Source organism: Sulfitobacter sp. 1A15258, from assembly GCF_043557045.1.
GTDB lineage: Bacteria > Pseudomonadota > Alphaproteobacteria > Rhodobacterales > Rhodobacteraceae > Sulfitobacter > Sulfitobacter faviae.
On record NZ_JBIFFK010000001.1, the window covers coordinates 506639 to 523632 of the forward strand.

Consider the following 16994-nt stretch of genomic DNA (forward strand, 5'->3'; position numbering starts at 1 on the left):
ATTGCCTGGATTATAGGTCACAGTTACTGACCTGTATAGCAGTTATTCCGCAACGGCAGTCCCGCAGGCGACGGTTTGTGCTGTTTTCTCCCGGCTATTAAGGTAGGAGAAAGGCTGGGCAAGGAAAGTACGGGCCATGGATTGGGACAAACTCAGAATTTTTCACGCCGTGGCCGATGCGGGGTCGCTGACCCATGCGGGGGACAAGCTCAACCTCTCGCAATCCGCCGTCAGCCGACAGATTCGCGGGCTGGAAGAGCAGCTTAACACCAACCTCTTTCACCGGCATGCGCGCGGGCTGATCCTGACCGAACAGGGGGAGCTTTTGTTCGACGCAACCTCGGCCATGGCCAAACGCCTTGACGCCGCCGCGGCGCGCATCCGTGACAGCGAAGAAGAGGTTTTTGGCGAGCTGCGCGTCACGACGACGACCGGCTTCGGCACCCTCTGGCTCGCCCCGCGCCTGCCCAAACTCTACGAGCAATATCCCGACCTCAAAGTCGATCTGATGCTCGAAGAACGCGTGCTCGACCTGCCGATGCGCGAGGCCGACGTGGCGATCCGCATGAAGGAACCGAGCCAGGCCGATCTGGTCCGCAAACGGCTGATGTCCGTGCGCATGGGCCTCTACGCCAGCCCGGAGTATCTTGAGAAACACGGCACGCCTGAGCGTATGGAAGACATGACCGACCACCGGTTGATCTGTCAAAACACAGACAGCGATCAGGTCGGCGCCGGGCTGCAACTGGTCAAAGAGCTGATGATGTATGACCTGCGCTCGCTTTTGACGGTGAACAACTATTTCGGCGTGCTCCAAGGCGTGGTGCACCACCTTGGCCTCGGCGTGCTGCCCAACTACCTGATCCAAGACTTCCCCCATATCGTGCAGGTCATGCCCGATATCGAATCCGCCGAAGTGCCGGTCTACCTCGCCTATCCAGAAGAACTGCGCCAATCCAAACGCGTCGCCGCCTTCAAGGATTTCGTTCAAGAAGAGATCATTACCTACCGCAAACAGTGGCGCGAACGGGTGGAAGGCGAAGGCTGAACCGCAGCCCATCGCCAGCCATGCAATAGGCGCATATCGGCCATGATGACTTGCCATGTTAATTAGCCTTGATTTGAGCAGCCCTGCCTCCTATTTCACCATCATGAAGATTGACAGCCTGAGGGCGCGTCGCTTCATACCTCCCTGTTGGACTTGGCCGAGCTTTTAGCTCGGCCTTTTTTTTGGCCCATCGCCTTCTTTCAGCCCGCAGGCGGCCAAAGCCACTTCCCCCCCGGCACTTCCCCTTGTATGAGGGCGCAAACGCGCCAGCCGGGGAATTTCCATGCAAGATCCAGCCATCACGCCCGACCTTATCGCCAGCCACGGGTTCACCCCCGAGGAATACGCCGAGGTCGTCAATATCCTCGGGCGCGAGCCGAACTATACCGAGATGGGCATTTTCTCGGCCATGTGGAACGAACACTGCTCCTATAAATCCTCCAAGAAATGGCTCCGCACGCTGCCTACCGACGGCCCGCAGGTGATCTGTGGCCCGGGCGAGAATGCGGGCGTGGTCGACATCGGCGATGGCCAAGCGCTGGTCTTCAAGATGGAAAGCCACAACCACCCCTCCTACATCGAACCCTACCAAGGTGCTGCGACCGGCGTCGGCGGCATCCTGCGCGATGTCTTCACCATGGGCGCGCGCCCCATCGCGGCGATGAACGCGCTGAGCTTCGGCCGCCCCGACCACCCCAAGACACGTCAGCTTGTGCACGGTGTCGTCGAAGGCGTCGGCGGCTATGGCAACTGTTTCGGCGTGCCGACCGTCGGCGGCGAAGTGCGTTTCGACAAAGCCTATGACGGCAACTGCCTCGTCAATGCCTTCGCGGCGGGCTTGGCGGATGCCGACAAGATCTTCTACTCCGCCGCCTCCGGCGTGGGCATGCCCGTGGTCTACCTCGGTGCGAAGACGGGCCGCGACGGCGTCGGCGGCGCGACCATGGCCAGCGCCGAATTCGACGACACCATCGAAGAGAAACGCCCCACCGTTCAAGTCGGCGACCCTTTCACCGAAAAGCGCCTGATGGAAGCCACGCTCGAGCTGATGGCCACTGGCGCCGTGATCTCGATCCAAGACATGGGCGCTGCGGGGCTGACCTGCTCTGCCGTGGAAATGGGCGACAAAGGCGGTCTCGGCGTGCGTCTCGACCTTGAAAAGGTCCCGACGCGCGAGCCGCATATGACCGCCTATGAAATGATGCTCAGCGAAAGCCAAGAGCGTATGCTCATGGTGCTGCGCCCTGAGCTTGAGGCCGAGGCCAAAGCCGTCTTCGACAAATGGGACCTCGACTTCGCCATCGTGGGCGAAACCCTCCCCGAAGACCGCTTCCTCATCTGTCTCGATGGTGAGGTCAAAGCCGACCTGCCGCTGTCGAAACTCGCCTCCACCGCGCCCGAATACGACCGCCCTTGGGTGGAGACACCCGCCGCCGCCGCGCTGACCGATGCGCCCAGCATCGACCCGATCGAAGGTCTGCGCGCCCTGATCGGCTCCGTGAACCATGCCTCGAAAGACTGGGTTTACGAACAGTACGACACGATGGTCATGGGCGACACGGTCCGCCTGCCCGGCCTCGGCGCAGGCATCGTGCGGGTGCATGGCACCGACAAGGCGCTGGCCTTCACCTCCGACGTGACCCCGCGCTATGTCAAAGCCAACCCAACCGAAGGCGGCAAACAGGCCGTCGCCGAAGCCTATCGCAACCTCTGCGCCGTGGGCGCCAAACCGCTGGCGACGACCGACAACCTCAACTTCGGCAACCCCGAAAAGCCCGAGATCATGGGCCAATTCGTCGGCGCCATCAAAGGCATCGGCGAGGCCGTGGGCGCGCTTGACATGCCCATCGTGTCCGGCAATGTCTCGCTCTATAACGAGACCGACGGCAAAGGCATCCTGCCCACGCCCACGATCGGCACGGTCGGCCTGATCGACAGCCTCGATCAGGTCATCAGCAATCAACTGCGCGACGGCCATGTGGCCCTCCTGATCGGCGCGACTGGCAGCCACCTCGGCCAATCCGCCCTGCTCGCCGAAGCCTTCGACCGGGCCGAGGGCGACGCCCCCCATGTCGACCTCGCCACCGAACGCCGCCACGGCGAATTCATCCGCGCCCAAGCCAGCCAAATCTCCGCCTGCACCGACCTCGGCGACGGCGGCCTCGCCCTCGCGGCCTTCGAGCTGGCTGAAACCGCAGGGATCGGCGTCGAAATCGAAAGCGAAGACACCGCCATCCTCTTCGGCGAAGACCAAGCCCGCTACCTCGTCGCCTGCACCGCCGACGCCGCGGAAACCCTGATCGCCGCGGGCAAGGAAGCGGGCGTAGCGGTCACCGCCGTCGGCGCCTTTGGCGGCGACAAGGTCAGCTTCGGCAACACCTCCGCCCCCCTGTCGGACCTGCGCGCGACCTACCGGACCACTTTCGCCCAGACCTTCGCCTGAACCTCTGGTTTCGGAGCCGCCCTTGCTTGAGACCAAACGGTCGCGCGCAGGGCGGCGGGGCAAGCTAAATCGCCGAGGGGCCCCTTTAGGGGATACGGCTATTTCGCTTGAACCGACGACAGGCGGGTGACAGGCCGGGATCAATCAAGGGTGGGTCCGAGACCCCTCTGGTTTTGGAGAGACCCGCAGCCCTCCGCCCGCCCTTCATCGGCTAAACCTCTGCGTTCAACCCCGCCAACATCCGCGCCTTCTCCCCCACATCATCGGGGCCCGAGATCGCCTCGGCCAGCGCTTCCAATGATGCAATCGAATGCCCGGCGCGAAAACTATCGACATGGGGCAGCATCGCGCGAATGCCCGCCGCCTTGGGCGCGAAACCGTCCCAGCGAAGCAGCGGGTTCAGCCAAATCACCCGCCGCGCGGTCAGCTGCAACCGCTGCATCTGCCGCGCCAATTCCGCCGGGTCGTCCCGGTCCAGCCCGTCGGTGATCAACAAGACCACCGCCCCCTGCCCCATGACCCGCCGCGACCAGTCGCGATTGAAGGCCGCCAGCGCCGCGCCGATGCGCGTGCCGCCCTCCCAGTCCTGCGCCTGCGCCCCCGCCGCGGCAAGCGCCGCATCCACGTCGCGGGTGGCAAGATGGCGGGTGATATTGGTCAGCCGGGTGCCAAAGGTGAAACCGTGCACCTGCGCCCAGCCTTTGCCCCTGCGGTTGGCCACCGCATGCAGAAAATGCAGGATCACCCGGCTGTATTGGCTCATCGAGCCGGAAATATCGCACAGCACGACGAGGTTCGGATAGCGCGCGCGCGGTGTCTTCCGATAAAGCCGGTCCGCCTCTCCACCCCGCCGCAGCGCTGCTTTCATCGTGCGCGCCACGTCGATCCGCCCCCGCGCCGCCGCCACATTGCGGCGGCTCGTCATCGGCGGCACCGGCAGGTCGAGCTTGGCCAACATCCGTTTCGCCTCAGCCATTTCGGCAAGGCTCATTTGTTCGAAATCCAATGTCCGCAACCGCTCCCGCGCGGACATGGTCAGGCTTGCATCCACCTCGACGAGGGTCTCCTCGGGTTGAGGCGCGTCCTCCCGCTCCGGTGCCTCGGCCCCGTCCAACAGGGCCTCTGCTGCACGTTTCTCGGCGGGCGTGGCGGGGCGATCCTCTTGCACGCCGCGGATCGCAGGCAGCATCGCGGCCATCATATGCTCCAAATACCGCGGGTCACGCCAATAAAGCCGGAATATCTGCGCAAAGACCCGCGCCTGTTCGGGGCGGCTCACGAAACAGGCATGGAGCGTCCAATAGAAATCGCGGCGGCTGGTGAAGCCCAGGGCGGCGACGGCCTCCACCGCCTCTACCACCCGTCCCGGCCCGATTGACAAGCCCGCCCGGCGCAGGGCGCGGGCGAAATGGGTGATATTTCCCGCCAGCTTGGGGTCGTCAGGCAGGTCCAAAGGTAGGTCTTCGGCCATCGCGCTCAGCCAGGCGCCAGCGATGCGCGGGCCTGATCAAGAATGCGCGCCGCCTCGGAGCCTTGCAGCTTGGCGATGTCATCTTGATACTTCAGCACAGCCCCCAGCGTATCGGCGATAACCTCGGGGCTGAGCGTTGTGACATCCAAAGCCAGCAGGCATTTCGCCCAGTCAATCGTCTCCGCCACGCCCGGCTTCTTGAACAGATCCTCGGTCCGCAATTGCTGGACAAAGGCCACCACCTCGCGGCTAAGCGCCTCTGCTGCCTCAGGCGCGCGGGCGGCAAGGATCGCCATCTCGCCCGCCACATCCGGGTAATCGACCCAGTGGTATAGACAGCGGCGTTTCAGCGCGTCATGCACCTCACGCGTGCGGTTCGAGGTCAGGATCACAATCGGCGGCTCGGGCGCGCGGATCGTGCCAAGCTCGGGGATGGTCACCTGAAAATCGCTCAACGCCTCCAGCAAGAACGCCTCGAAAGGCGCATCGGTGCGGTCCAACTCGTCGATCAGCAGCACCGGGGCGCCGTTCTCATCCGGGCGCAGCGCCTGCAATAGCGGGCGTTCGATCAGGTAGTCGTCGCTGAACAACTCCTGCGTCAGCGCGCGCCGGTCTGCACCGCCGCCCGCCTCCGCCGTGCGGATCGCCACCATTTGCGCCGGAAAATTCCATTCGTAAACCGCGCTGGAGGCGTCGAGCCCCTCATAGCATTGCAACCGGATCAACCGCCGCCCCAGACCGGCGGCCAGCGCCTTGGCGATCTCGGTCTTGCCGACGCCCGCCTCGCCCTCCAAAAACAAGGGCCGCCCCAGCGTGAGGCTGAGGAACACCACGACCCCAAGCGCGCGGTCGCAGACATAGCCCTCAGCGCTCAGCATCTCTTGGACCGCGTCGATCGTATCAATGTTTTTCATGGCCCCAGTGGTGCATTCCCACCCCGCCCCGTCAAGAGGGCAGACCGCGCGGCGGCAGATTGACGGGATTTCCCCGCGCTGGCATAGTCCTGCGCAATAAACGACGGCTTCCGGCAACAAGGGGGCCACAGGGGCGGATATGGGACAGAGCATTTTCATCGCGATCCGGCGCGGCGGGGTCTGACATGCGCATCACCGCTGTCACCTGCGTCAAGAACGAAGGCCCGTTTTTGCTGGAATGGATCGCCTTCAACCGGGTGATCGGGGTCACGGATTTCCTATTCTACTCCAACGATTGCAGCGATGGTACCGATGCGCTGCTCGACGCGCTTGCCCGCCACGGTCTCGTCACCCATCTGCCCAACCCGGCCACCAATCGAAACTACCAGATGCAGGCGCTCAAGGATGCGCGGCGTCATCCCATCGTCACACAGGCCGATTGGGTCTGGATCTCCGATGTGGATGAGTTTCTGAACATTCATGTCGGCGACCACCGACTGCCCGCCCTGATCACGGCCTGCGGCAACCCGCAGGCGATCTCGCTGCATTTCCAGTTCTTCGCCAATGGCGGGATCGAGGATTTCACCGACGCCCCCGTCATCGCGCAATTCACCCATAGCCATAACCCCGACATCTGCTGTGCCGATACGGCGATTGAGGTTAAGACTTTGGTCCGGCAAGATTTCCCCTTGGGCTACTACGGGGCGCACCGGCCCTTCCACGACGACAGGAAGCACCAACCGCATTGGACCGATGGCGCGGGCCGTCAGGTGCCTAAGCCCTTTCGCAGTGCCGCCAGCAAACGCCGCATCCGCGCCTTTCCCGCCCGCGGCGCACGGCGCTTTGCCACGCTGAACCACTACGCATTGCGCTCGCTCGACAGCTATCTGGTCAAGAACGACCGTGGCGACGTGAACCGCGAACACCGCGCTTTTGATGACAGCTATTGGCGCGACCGGAACGATGCAGCTTGGGAGGATCGCTCGATTCAGCGCTACCTGCCCGCCTTGAATGAAGAAATCGACCGCCTAAAAGCGCTGCCCGGCGTCGCCGATCTGCATGCCGCCTCCGTGGCCGCCCACCGCGCCCGCCGCGAGGCGCTGCTGACCGATCCGAGCTACCGCGAAATGCAGGCGCAGCTGCGCGCAGCCAGCCCGCTCTGCGCCGCCGAAGCGCGGATCCGCGCCGAGATCGGCCTCACATGACGGGGCCGCGGATCGTAAACCTCGGCCTGCCCAAGACCGGCACCACCACGCTCACAGATGCGCTACGCCACGCCGGGCTCAAGGTCGCGGATTGGCGCATTCGCAAGGGCCAAAGCAACTCGCCCGAGATCACCGGAGCGCATGTAGGCCGGATCATCTATGCCGATTACTTTGCCAGCGGTGACCCGTTGGCGCGGCTGCATGAGTTCGACGTGATCAATGAGATGAGCGCCGTGCGCCATGACCGCAGCCTTTGGCCGCAGACCGATTGGGGCGTGCTGAACGCCATCCAGCACCACCACCCCGAGGTCAAGTTCCTACTCTCGCACCGTGATCCGGCCAGAACGGCCAACAGCATGATGCGCTGGAACAACCTGGGCCGCCGCCGTTTGCCACAAGCCGATGTGCCGGGGCTGCCCCGCGGCTTTGGCCGCGACGAGGCCGAGCTTGCCCGGTGGATCGAAGGGCATTTCAGCTTCTGCCGCCGCGTCTTCGCCGGTAGTGCCAACTTTCTGGAGTTCGACATCGAAGACCCCGAGGCGCGCGACAAGATCGCGGATTATCTTGAGATCGACTTGCCGTGGTGGGGCCAAAGCAACACCGGCAAGGCGGAGGCCGGGTGATGCGGCTGACCCTCTTCATCGGTCCGACCGAACGCGCTGCCGCCCGGCTGCGCAACATCCTGCAACAGCAAAAGGACGCGTTGCTCAAGCAGGGGGTTCTCGCCGCTGACTGGAACCACGTCCGCCTCTATGCCGCTTGCGCCGCCCCGGAAGCGGTGGGGCTGCTACGGCACCGCCGCGGCTTGGACAGCCCCCTGATCGGCACGACCCTGCGCGATGAATTTCACGCGCTGATCCCCCATGAGCTGGCCGCGACCCGCGCCGATCATGTGGTGCTTAGCGCGGCGCAACTGGGCAATCTGCTGTCGCGGCCCGAGGAGCTGCGCGCCCTGCACGATCTGCTGCGCCCCTATTTCGACGATATCCGCGTGATCGCGCATCTGGGAGAACAGGCACGGACGCTGGTCGCGCATTACGGCTTTGCCGTGGCCGAAAGCCGCCGTCATCCGCTAACGCAGGAATTGGCCTTGGCTAAGCGCGGCGACTGGTGGCAGGGCGCGCTTGCTCAGAGAGAGACCGCGCCGGATTTCGGCCTTTTCCCCGAGGTGCAAGCCCCGCCCTTTTGGGTCGATTATCAAGCGCTGCACGCCCATTGGGCTGCCGTCTTCGGCGCAGAGAACATCACGTTTCGCCCGCTCGACCTGCCCCATCTTATGTCCAAGGCCGGGGCCAGCGAGATCACCGAAAGCCTCGGCCTTTCCACGCCCCTCGGCCCCGTCGATCCCGGCCGCGCCCTCGCAGCCCTGCCCGCGCCTTGGCTGGCGCGGATGCGGCAGTTCAACGATGTGCTGATCCGTTACCAACAGGCCCATGACCTTGCCTGCCCGCGCAGCACATGGAGCCAGATGTTGCAGGCGCTCCAAATCGGCGGCCCCGTGATCAAACCCGGGAGCCTCGCCGCGATCTCCGTCCATTTCGCCCGCGACAACGCAGCACTCATCGCCCGTTTTCCCACGCTGGATCAGGCGCTTACCCCCGATGCGCCCGAGGCTGCTTGGCAAGAAGCCGACCCCCAGTTCGGCTTTCGCGCCACCCAATACCTCGCCGCCTTCGCCCACCGCATCCGCAGTACCGCGACCCCGCTCGCGCAAAAACGCGCAGATGCCAAGGAGGCCCGCCGCTCCGCGGCGATGTTCGAGGCGCTATTGCACGATCCCGACGCCCCCGAAGAGACGCGCGCCGCCAATGATCGGCTCCTCACCCGACTAAAGGTCAACCACGAAACCATTCTGCGCGGCCCTTTCCGCCCCCACAACGGCGCAGCCCCTGCGGGCGAAGACCAACCCGCGCCCGCCTATACCGCCGTGCCCCCGCGCACATTGCCGTCCGGCAACAGCGGCAATGTCATCGTCGCCTGCATGAAAAACGAAGCGCCCTATATCGTCGAATGGGTGGCCTATCACCGCGCCGTGGGTTTTGATAACTTCCTGATCTACACCAATGATTGCAGCGACGGCACCGATGCCGTTTTGGGGCGTCTGCAAGACATGGGCATTCTCCAGCACCGCAACAACGACGATTGGAAAGGCAACTCCCCCCAACAACACGCGCTGAACCAAGCGCTGGAGGAACCGCTCGTCCGCCAAGCGGAATGGATCGCGCATATCGACGTTGACGAATTCGTCAACATCCGCACCGGCAACGGCAGGCTCGAAGACTTCTTCGCCGCCGCCCCCGAGGCCACGAATATCGCGATGACGTGGCGCCTCTTCGGCCACAACGATGTGACCGCCCTGTCGGAGGCCCCCGTGATCGGCCAATTCGAACACTGCGCGCCGAGTTTTTGCCCCAAACCCCATACCGCATGGGGGTTCAAAACGATGTTCCGCAACCTCGGCGCCTATGGCAAGCTGTCCTGCCACCGGCCAAACAAATTGAACGAGGCCGCGGTGTCCGAGGTCAAATGGGTCAACGGCGCGGGCCACGACATGACACGTGATGCGCTGCGCAATGGCTGGCGGTCCTCGCGCAGCAACATCGGCTATGATCTGCTGCAGTTAAACCATTATGCCCTCCGGTCAGCCGACTCCTTCCTCATCAAACGCCAGCGCGGGCGCGCGCTTCACGTCGACCGCTCCATCGGGATCAACTATTGGATCCGGATGGACTGGAACGACCACCGCGACCTGTCGATCCAGCGCAACCTGCCCCGTCTGCGCGCCGAAATGGACCGCCTCCTCACCGACGCCCAACTCCGCAAACATCACCAAGCGGGCCTCGACTGGCACCGCGCCAAGGCCGAAGAACTGCGCCAGACACCGGAGTTCCGCGATCTCTACCGCCAAGCGCTTAACATCAAGTTAACCGCGACAGAGCGCGCCGCCTATGCCCTTGCCCTCGATATGGAAAGCTGACCCGTGACACAGGCCGCGCCCCCGTCTGAACCCAATTTCATCCACTCCCGCGGCATGAAGTTTCCCGACGATCCGGCGATCCTGCGCGGGCGGATCCGCAAGCTGCTGCGACAGAACGCCTATGAAGCCAAGGAGAGTGAGGCCGCGCTGCGCGTCGTCCGCGAAGGCGACAGGGTGATCGAACTGGGCGGCGGGGTTGGCTATATGTCGACGCTGGTGGCCAGCAAACGCAATGTCGCCTCAGTCCATAGCTTTGAGGCGAACCCCAACCTCATCCCCTATATCCGGCGGGTCCACGCGGCCAACGGGCTGTCGAACGCCCATGTCACCAACGCGATCCTCGGCCCCGCCCCCGGCAAGGCGGATTTCTATGTGCGCGACCGCATCCTGTCGTCTTCCCTGACCCGTTTCAAAGACGAAGACCCGCCTGAGCCCCATCAGATCGACGTGCTCGACGCGGCTAAAGTCTTTGCCGATCTCACCCCAAGCGTATTGATCTGCGACATCGAAGGGGCCGAGGTCGATCTGATCCCCACCCTGCCCCTCGACACCCTCCGCGCCGCGATCATCGAATTGCACCCGCAATGGATCGGCCCCGAGGGCGTCAACAAGGTCTTCACCGCCTTCATGCAGGCGGGCATGGCCTATTATCACCGCGGCTCGCACAACAAAGTCGTGGCTTTCCGCCATAGGTGGTAACGCGCCTTCGACAGCTGCGCCCCCGGAAAACCGTCACATTCTCTTCAATTTCTCACGGATTTTCCGCATTTTTGCCCTAATATCCGGCTACACCCAGCTGAAACGGCGGTTCTGCCCCGCCCCGACAAGCCCGAGGATGCCCGATGCCGCGCGAGACGCCCACGATCGAAAGCTCACTGGCCGATATGCCCAAACGCAAATGGCTGCGCGCGATTGAGGCCGTCGCCGAAGAAGACGGCTATTTCCAATCTCTGGGCAAAAGCCACTTCTCCGCCTTCATCGAGCGTGAGACGACCCTGCTCGTCACCTTCGAGACCTATCAGGGCATGCATGCGCTCTCTGACAAGGCGCAGCCCTTGGGCTGGGACATGGTGCGCAATCACGATTGGTCGCATCTGTGCCTTGCCAGCGACGGTGACACATGGTTCCGCGCCGAAGAGGTCTATGCCTATTTCGACCGGCTGATTGACGACGGCTTCTTCGACGAATTCGACCAAGTGCTCTTCTATGGCGCGGGCCCCTGCGCCTATGCCGCCGCCGCCTATTCCGTGGCCGCCCCCGGCGCGGCAGTGGTGGCGATCCAACCGCAGGCCACGCTGAACCCGCGCATCACCGAATGGGATGACCGTTTCGCAGATATGCGCATCCTCGATTTCACCTCCCGCTATGGCTATGCGCCCGATATGCTCGACGCCGCCGAACGGGTCTTCGTCCTCTATGACCCGCGCGAGAGGCTCGACGCGATGCATGCGGCGCTCTTCACCCGTGCCAATGTCACCAAATTGCGGATGCCCTTCATGGGCGATGCGCTGCAAACCGACCTGCTAGAGATCGACCAGCTCGACCCGCTGTTGCAAGCCGCCGCCGAGGGCACGCTGGACGCAACCCGCTTCGCCGCCCTCTACCGCGCGCGGCGCGATTACCTGCCCTATCTGCGCAACCTCAGCCAAGCGATCAACACCCAAGGGCGCGAACTGCTGCTCGAAGCGCTCTGCGCCAATGTCTCGGCCCGGATGAAAGCGCCCCGCTTTGCCCGCCGCCTCGAACGCATCCGCGCCAGACGCAAGGCCCGCGTGGCCGAGGCCGCGACCGCCACCGGATAGGTTTTCAATCTGGCGCGCGGCCCCGCTCTGTGCTAGCCCCGCGCCCATGACACAAAGCCTCACGATCCGCCGTCCCGATGACTGGCACCTGCACCTGCGCGACGGCAATATGCTGCGCGCCGTGGTCCCGCACAGTGCCCGCGACTTTGCCCGCGCCATCATCATGCCCAATCTCGTGCCCCCCGTTGTGACAGGCGCCCAGGCCGCCGCCTACCGCGACCGCATCATGGCCGCCCTGCCCGAGGGCGCGGATTTCACGCCCCTGATGACCCTCTACCTGACCGAGGAGACGGACCCCGACGATGTCGCCCGCGCCCATGCCGAAGGGCTGATCCACGCCGTCAAACTCTATCCCGCGGGCGCCACCACCAACTCCGCCAGCGGCGTGTCGAACTTCGACAATGTCGCCCCGGTGCTCGACCGCATGGCCGAGATCGGCCTGCCGCTGTGCACCCATGGCGAGGTCACGGACAGCGAGATCGACATCTTCGACCGCGAAGCCGTCTTCATCGACCGCGTGCTCGACCCGATCCGCCGCGCGCATCCTTCGCTGCGCGTGATCATGGAGCATATCACCACCTCTGACGCCGCCGACTATGTGCGCAGCAACGACAGCGGTCTTGCCGCCACGATCACCACGCACCACCTGGTGATCAACCGCAACCACATTCTCGCCGGTGGCATCCGCCCGCATTACTACTGCCTGCCGGTCGCGAAGCGCGAGACCCACCGCCGCGCCCTGCGCCAAGCGGCCACCTCCGGTGATCCGCGCTTCTTCCTCGGCACCGACAGCGCGCCCCATACCGATGGCGCCAAGCTGCAGCCCTGCGGCTGCGCGGGCTGTTTCACCGCGCCCAACACGATGTCCATCCTCGCTCAAGTATTCGAAGAAGACGGCGCGCTCGACAAGCTCGAAGCCTTCACCTCGCTCAACGGCCCTGCCTTCTACGGCCTGCCCCCGAACGAGACACAGATCACCCTACGCCGCGAAGCGCCCCAGCACCCCGACAGCATCGACACGCCCGACGGCCCGGTCACGGTCTTCGACCCCGGTTTCGATCTGCACTGGACCACCTGATCTTCATCCTTTCTTAAATACCGCTCCGACCTCTCCCCACCCAAGGACGCCTGCCATGATCCCCACCAGCCACCCAAGCCCCCAAGAAATGGCCCGCCTCACCGCGCGCATGCTGCTGGAGATCGGCGCGGTGCATTTCAACGCGGAGGAGCCCTTCACGCTGGCCTCGGGACTGCCGTCGCCCACCTATATCGACTGCCGCAAGCTGATCTCTTACCCGCGCATCCGGTCCACGCTGATGGATTTCCTCACCGTCACCGTCATGCGCGACGCGGGCTTTGAGGCCTTCGACAATATCGCCGGGGGCGAGACGGCGGGCATCCCCTTCGCCGCCATGGTCGCCGAACGCATGGCCCTGCCTATGACCTATGTGCGCAAAAAGCCCAAAGGCTACGGTCGCAACGCGCGGATCGAAGGTGAGATGACGCCGGGACAGCGCGTGCTGCTGGTCGAAGACCTGACCACCGATGGCGGCTCGAAACTCAGCTTCGTCGACGCGATTCGCGAAACCGGGGCGACCTGCGCCCATACGGCGGTGATCTTTCACTACGGCATCTTCCCCCAGACCGAAAAGACCCTTGGCGACCATGGCGTTACGCTCCATGCGCTCTGCACATGGTGGGACGTGCTTGCCGAGGCCCGCACCCAAGGGGCCTTTGACGCAGCCACGCTGACGGAGGTCGAAGCCTTCCTGAACGCCCCGCGCGATTGGCAGGAATCCCGCAAAAGTTAACCGAAATTCCGCAAGATGTTGACCGAAGGCCCCACCACAAGGCAAAATGTGGTGGGGCCTTTTGTCGGTAAAGATATCCACAAAAGATACAATTTGCGCCGGACGAACCCACTGGCTATGAGGTCCATCTGGGTAGAAATGGGTGAGGTCATGAACGAGATTACATCGCTGAACGCGAACCAATTGGCCGTGCAGGCACCGGAATCGATGCCGCATTCGATCGAGGCCGAACAGCAGCTTTTGGGCGCGATCCTAACCAACAATGACGTCTACGACCGCGTCGCCTCGGTCATCGGGCCCAAGCACTTCTACGAGCCGGTCCACGCCCGCATCTTCGACATCGCGGCCCAGCGGATCGCCAAGAACAACCTCGCCTCGCCGGTCACGCTCAAGGCCTTCATGGAGGACGATGAGGGGCTGAAGGAGCTGGGCGGCCCGGCCTATCTGGCCCGCCTTGCCGGTGCGGCGATCAGCGCCTTCGCCGTGCGCGACTACGCGCAGATGATCTATGACCTCGCCGTGCGGCGCGACCTCATCCAGCTGGGCCGCGACATCTCGGCCAAGGCTGCACAGGTCGATGTCTCCTCCGAGCCGCGCGAGCAGATCGTCGAGGCCGAGCAGGAGCTTTACAAGCTGGCCGAACAGGGTCAGGTGGAAAGCGGTTTCCAGTCCTTCCTGAAGGCCGTCACGGATGCGGTCAACGTGGCCAATGCTGCCTATCAGCGTGACGGGGGGCTTTCGGGCGTCTCCACCGGTTTGATCGACATGGACAAGAAACTGGGCGGTCTGCACCGCTCGGACCTTCTGATCCTCGCCGGGCGCCCTTCGATGGGTAAAACATCGCTTGCCACCAACATCGCCTTCAACGTGGCCAAGGCTTACAAGCGCGGGATGAAGCCCGACGGCACCGAGGGTGCTATCGACGGCGGCGTCGTGGGCTTTTACAGCCTCGAGATGAGCGCCGAACAGCTTGCCTCGCGGATTCTGTCGGAAGCTGCCGAGATCCCCAGCCACCAGATCCGCTCGGGCGACATGACAGAGGCCGAGTTCCGCCGTTTCGTTGATGCCGCCAAGGCGCTCGAGGCTTGCCCGCTCTTCATCGACGACACGCCTGCCCTGCCGATCAGCCAGCTTGCCGCCCGCGCGCGGCGCCTGAAGCGGACCCACGGGCTCGACGTGTTGATCATCGACTACCTCCAGCTCGTGCGCGGCACCGGCAAATCCGAGAACCGGGTGAACGAAATTTCCGAGATCACCATGGGCCTCAAGGCCATCGCCAAGGAACTCGACATCCCGGTGATCGCCCTGTCGCAGCTCTCGCGTCAGGTGGAGAGCCGCGACGATAAACGGCCGCAGCTCTCGGACCTTCGGGAATCCGGCTCGATCGAACAGGACGCCGACGTGGTGATGTTCGTGTACCGCGAGGAATACTACAAGGAGCGCGAGAAGCCGGGCGATCACGAGCTCGACAAGATGGCGGTCTGGCAGGAAGAGATGGAGCGTCTACACGGCCGCGCCGAGGTGGTGATCGGCAAGCAGCGTCACGGCCCCATCGGCACGGTAGACCTCAGCTTCGAGGGCAAGTTCACCCGGTTCGGCAACCTCGTGCAGCCTTGGCAGCAGGGCGGCGGGGACGATCAGGAGTTTTGAGGGCTGGCGTCTGCAGTTTTCCCCAACGGGAATTTTAGGAACAAGGGCCATCGCCTGCCCATGGGTTGGCGATCCCCGGTAGCCTCGCGCCACTTTATGGTGCAACCATGATGTGCGTTCCGCGAGGTACCACCCAGCCTCACCAAATCGCCTACCCGGTCGCACCGAAGGTGCGCCGATCATAATCCGGCACGCCTCCGGCGTGACGGGGCGGGCGGGCGATGGACCGGCGCCTACGGCTTGATTCCGGGCCTAGTGGCAAAGAGGCCCGGCAACGCTACCGGGCCCCAGCCTCACTCGGACGCCGGTTTCACCTCATACATCAGCCCCTTGGCGGTCCCCTCCGGAAAACCCTTCCAGTAGCTGTGGTCCTCCTTCTCGGTCCCATCCTCCTCGACCGACCAAACGCCGTCGTTCGAATTCTCTACCAGATCGAGATACGCCGCCTTCTCACTCTCACCCTTCAAATGACTGTCCATCCACGCGGTCACGAAATGCTGCGCGATATTGTTCATCCGCGCCGTGTCCCAGACCGCGTCGGTGTAATGCTCGGAAATGTTGAAGCCCTTGTCCTCGCTGAAGTAATAGGCCTCCTCCGGCGCCGGCATGGGCGCGCCCGCGTTGTGGCCCGCATTCATGTAGGTCAGCAGCGCGCGGTCTACGTTCGAGGTGTTTTCCCAGATCGCCCGGATGCCGTTTTCGTAGAGCGAGGTATCGTCCTGCGAGCCTGCGATAAACAACATCGGGATCTGCACACCCGCCAGCCCCTCGGCATCCCAAAAGCCGCGGTTCATGCCCCAGGGGCCGAAGGCCACGGCGGTCTTGATGCGCGGGTCGGGCAGCGCGTCATGCGTCTCGGAGCCGGCCTGATGAATGCCTAGCGTCCCGTGCGGCCCGCCCCATGTATAGCCGACCGAAGCCTCCGTCACCCCGCCCCCGGCGGTGATGATCGCGCCGTAGCCGCCCATGGAATAGCCGATCAGACCTGTGTTCTCGGCATCATAGAGCCCCGCGAAATCACCGCCCTCCGCGGCCTTCTGCGCCATCTGCTCAAGCACGAAAAGCTGGTCCAGCGAGCGGTTCACCAGTGTCGAGCCAAAAGCCGCCTGCGTGCGGTAGGTGCTGTCAGTATGGTCGATCGAGGCCACGACATAGCCTTTGGAGGCGAGGTTCTCTGCCAGATGCGACATGAGGTACCGGTTGCCCGGATAGCCATGGCTGATCAGCACGAGCGGAAAGGTCTCGCCCTCCGCCGGATCGACGTCGCGCATGGCCTGTCCCTCGAGCGTGACCTCGGTGGTGCCGTCGCGGAGATAAGCCTTGAAGGCGGTCTCGCCCTCCGCCCCCACGGCGGCGGGGTAATACATCTCCACCGTCAGCGGCCGGTCGTAGCGCGGCATCTCCTCGGGCTTGTCGGCGGCGGGGTCGATGGCGAGGATGTCGATCTGGTCGGGGTTGACCATCTCCAAAGTGCGCACCCCCACGGCATGGTCGCCATAGGCCGCAAGTTCGGGCGCGTTCGGCAATTGCCGGTCGATCCGGTTCTCCGCCTGCGCCGCGCCAGCGGTAAGGCCCGCGGCAAGCAGGGCTGTGGTGGTCATATGTCGGTGCATGGTTCGTCCTCCCTTGAATTGCGCCGAGCCTACCCGCGCCACGGGGACAGGCAAGCGCCC

At 64.0% G+C, this 16994-nt stretch carries 13 protein-coding genes; 10 read left to right on the top strand and 3 right to left on the bottom strand.

All coding sequences use genetic code 11. From position 1 onward, the window contains the following. Nucleotides 1-136 precede the first annotated feature (136 nt). On the top strand, nucleotides 137-1048 hold the full coding sequence (locus ACGYK9_RS02570) for a LysR family transcriptional regulator (protein ID WP_209217657.1): 912 nt from the start codon (nucleotides 137-139) through the stop codon (nucleotides 1046-1048). Nucleotides 1049-1331: 283 nt separating this feature from the next. Continuing rightward, the gene (gene purL, locus ACGYK9_RS02575) at nucleotides 1332-3491 is read left to right on the top strand and encodes a phosphoribosylformylglycinamidine synthase subunit PurL (protein ID WP_394408216.1); all 2160 of its coding nucleotides are present in this window, start codon (nucleotides 1332-1334) and stop codon (nucleotides 3489-3491) included. 211 nt (nucleotides 3492-3702) lie between these two features. Here the strand turns inward: purL and ACGYK9_RS02580 are convergent, their stop codons facing one another. Continuing rightward, a complete protein-coding gene (locus ACGYK9_RS02580; protein ID WP_394408219.1) occupies nucleotides 3703-4962 on the bottom strand; it encodes a VWA domain-containing protein in 1260 nt (419 codons plus the stop codon). A gap of 5 nt (nucleotides 4963-4967) precedes the next feature. After that, on the bottom strand, nucleotides 4968-5876 hold the full coding sequence (locus ACGYK9_RS02585) for an AAA family ATPase (RefSeq protein WP_394408222.1): 909 nt from the start codon (nucleotides 5874-5876) through the stop codon (nucleotides 4968-4970). Between the two features lie 185 nt (nucleotides 5877-6061). Here ACGYK9_RS02585 and ACGYK9_RS02590 point away from each other — a divergent pair, with 185 nt between their 5' ends. The 8 genes from ACGYK9_RS02590 to ACGYK9_RS02625 all read left to right on the top strand — a co-directional run bounded on the left by ACGYK9_RS02590 (nucleotide 6062) and on the right by ACGYK9_RS02625 (nucleotide 15321). Continuing rightward, nucleotides 6062-7081 carry a glycosyltransferase family 2 protein gene (locus ACGYK9_RS02590; RefSeq protein ID WP_394408225.1) on the top strand — a complete coding sequence of 340 codons (1020 nt, stop codon included), beginning with the start codon at nucleotides 6062-6064 and terminating at the stop codon, nucleotides 7079-7081. After that, entirely contained in the window at nucleotides 7078-7704 is a 627-nt protein-coding gene (locus ACGYK9_RS02595) for a sulfotransferase (protein ID WP_394408228.1), read from the top strand. Before ACGYK9_RS02590 ends, ACGYK9_RS02595 begins: the two co-directional genes overlap by 4 nt. Further along, nucleotides 7704-10058, top strand: a complete 2355-nt coding sequence (locus tag ACGYK9_RS02600; protein WP_394408231.1) for a glycosyltransferase family 2 protein — start codon at nucleotides 7704-7706, stop codon at nucleotides 10056-10058. The genes ACGYK9_RS02595 and ACGYK9_RS02600 overlap by 1 nt, the downstream gene beginning before the upstream one ends. Before the next feature lie 3 nt (nucleotides 10059-10061). Next, complete coding sequence (locus ACGYK9_RS02605) at nucleotides 10062-10757, top strand: FkbM family methyltransferase (RefSeq protein WP_394422379.1); 696 nt, start codon at nucleotides 10062-10064, stop codon at nucleotides 10755-10757. Nucleotides 10758-10900: 143 nt separating this feature from the next. Beyond that, nucleotides 10901-11860: a phosphoadenosine phosphosulfate reductase gene (locus ACGYK9_RS02610; RefSeq protein WP_209217651.1), complete on the top strand. Its 960-nt coding sequence runs from the start codon at nucleotides 10901-10903 to the stop codon at nucleotides 11858-11860. A gap of 46 nt (nucleotides 11861-11906) precedes the next feature. After that, nucleotides 11907-12938: a dihydroorotase gene (gene pyrC / locus ACGYK9_RS02615; protein WP_394408236.1), complete on the top strand. Its 1032-nt coding sequence runs from the start codon at nucleotides 11907-11909 to the stop codon at nucleotides 12936-12938. 55 nt (nucleotides 12939-12993) lie between these two features. After that, nucleotides 12994-13671, top strand: a complete 678-nt coding sequence (locus ACGYK9_RS02620) for an orotate phosphoribosyltransferase (RefSeq protein ID WP_394408239.1) — start codon at nucleotides 12994-12996, stop codon at nucleotides 13669-13671. A 150-nt stretch (nucleotides 13672-13821) separates the two neighbouring features. After that, the gene (locus ACGYK9_RS02625; protein WP_067268251.1) at nucleotides 13822-15321 is read left to right on the top strand and encodes a replicative DNA helicase; all 1500 of its coding nucleotides are present in this window, start codon (nucleotides 13822-13824) and stop codon (nucleotides 15319-15321) included. Between the two features lie 293 nt (nucleotides 15322-15614). Here the strand turns inward: ACGYK9_RS02625 and ACGYK9_RS02630 are convergent, their stop codons facing one another. Then, nucleotides 15615-16922 carry an alpha/beta hydrolase family protein gene (locus ACGYK9_RS02630; RefSeq protein WP_394408242.1) on the bottom strand — a complete coding sequence of 436 codons (1308 nt, stop codon included), beginning with the start codon at nucleotides 16920-16922 and terminating at the stop codon, nucleotides 15615-15617. Nucleotides 16923-16994: the final 72 nt, after the last annotated feature.

Coding starts and splice junctions, on each gene's coding strand:
- ACGYK9_RS02570 (WP_209217657.1), top strand. CDS start 137: ATGGATTGGGACAAACTCAGAATTTTTCACGCCGTGGCCGATGCGGGG.
- purL (WP_394408216.1), top strand. CDS start 1,332: ATGCAAGATCCAGCCATCACGCCCGACCTTATCGCCAGCCACGGGTTC.
- ACGYK9_RS02580 (WP_394408219.1), bottom strand. CDS start 4,962: ATGGCCGAAGACCTACCTTTGGACCTGCCTGACGACCCCAAGCTGGCG.
- ACGYK9_RS02585 (WP_394408222.1), bottom strand. CDS start 5,876: ATGAAAAACATTGATACGATCGACGCGGTCCAAGAGATGCTGAGCGCT.
- ACGYK9_RS02590 (WP_394408225.1), top strand. CDS start 6,062: ATGCGCATCACCGCTGTCACCTGCGTCAAGAACGAAGGCCCGTTTTTG.
- ACGYK9_RS02595 (WP_394408228.1), top strand. CDS start 7,078: ATGACGGGGCCGCGGATCGTAAACCTCGGCCTGCCCAAGACCGGCACC.
- ACGYK9_RS02600 (WP_394408231.1), top strand. CDS start 7,704: ATGCGGCTGACCCTCTTCATCGGTCCGACCGAACGCGCTGCCGCCCGG.
- ACGYK9_RS02610 (WP_209217651.1), top strand. CDS start 10,901: ATGCCGCGCGAGACGCCCACGATCGAAAGCTCACTGGCCGATATGCCC.
- pyrC (WP_394408236.1), top strand. CDS start 11,907: ATGACACAAAGCCTCACGATCCGCCGTCCCGATGACTGGCACCTGCAC.
- ACGYK9_RS02620 (WP_394408239.1), top strand. CDS start 12,994: ATGATCCCCACCAGCCACCCAAGCCCCCAAGAAATGGCCCGCCTCACC.
- ACGYK9_RS02625 (WP_067268251.1), top strand. CDS start 13,822: ATGAACGAGATTACATCGCTGAACGCGAACCAATTGGCCGTGCAGGCA.
- ACGYK9_RS02630 (WP_394408242.1), bottom strand. CDS start 16,922: ATGACCACCACAGCCCTGCTTGCCGCGGGCCTTACCGCTGGCGCGGCG.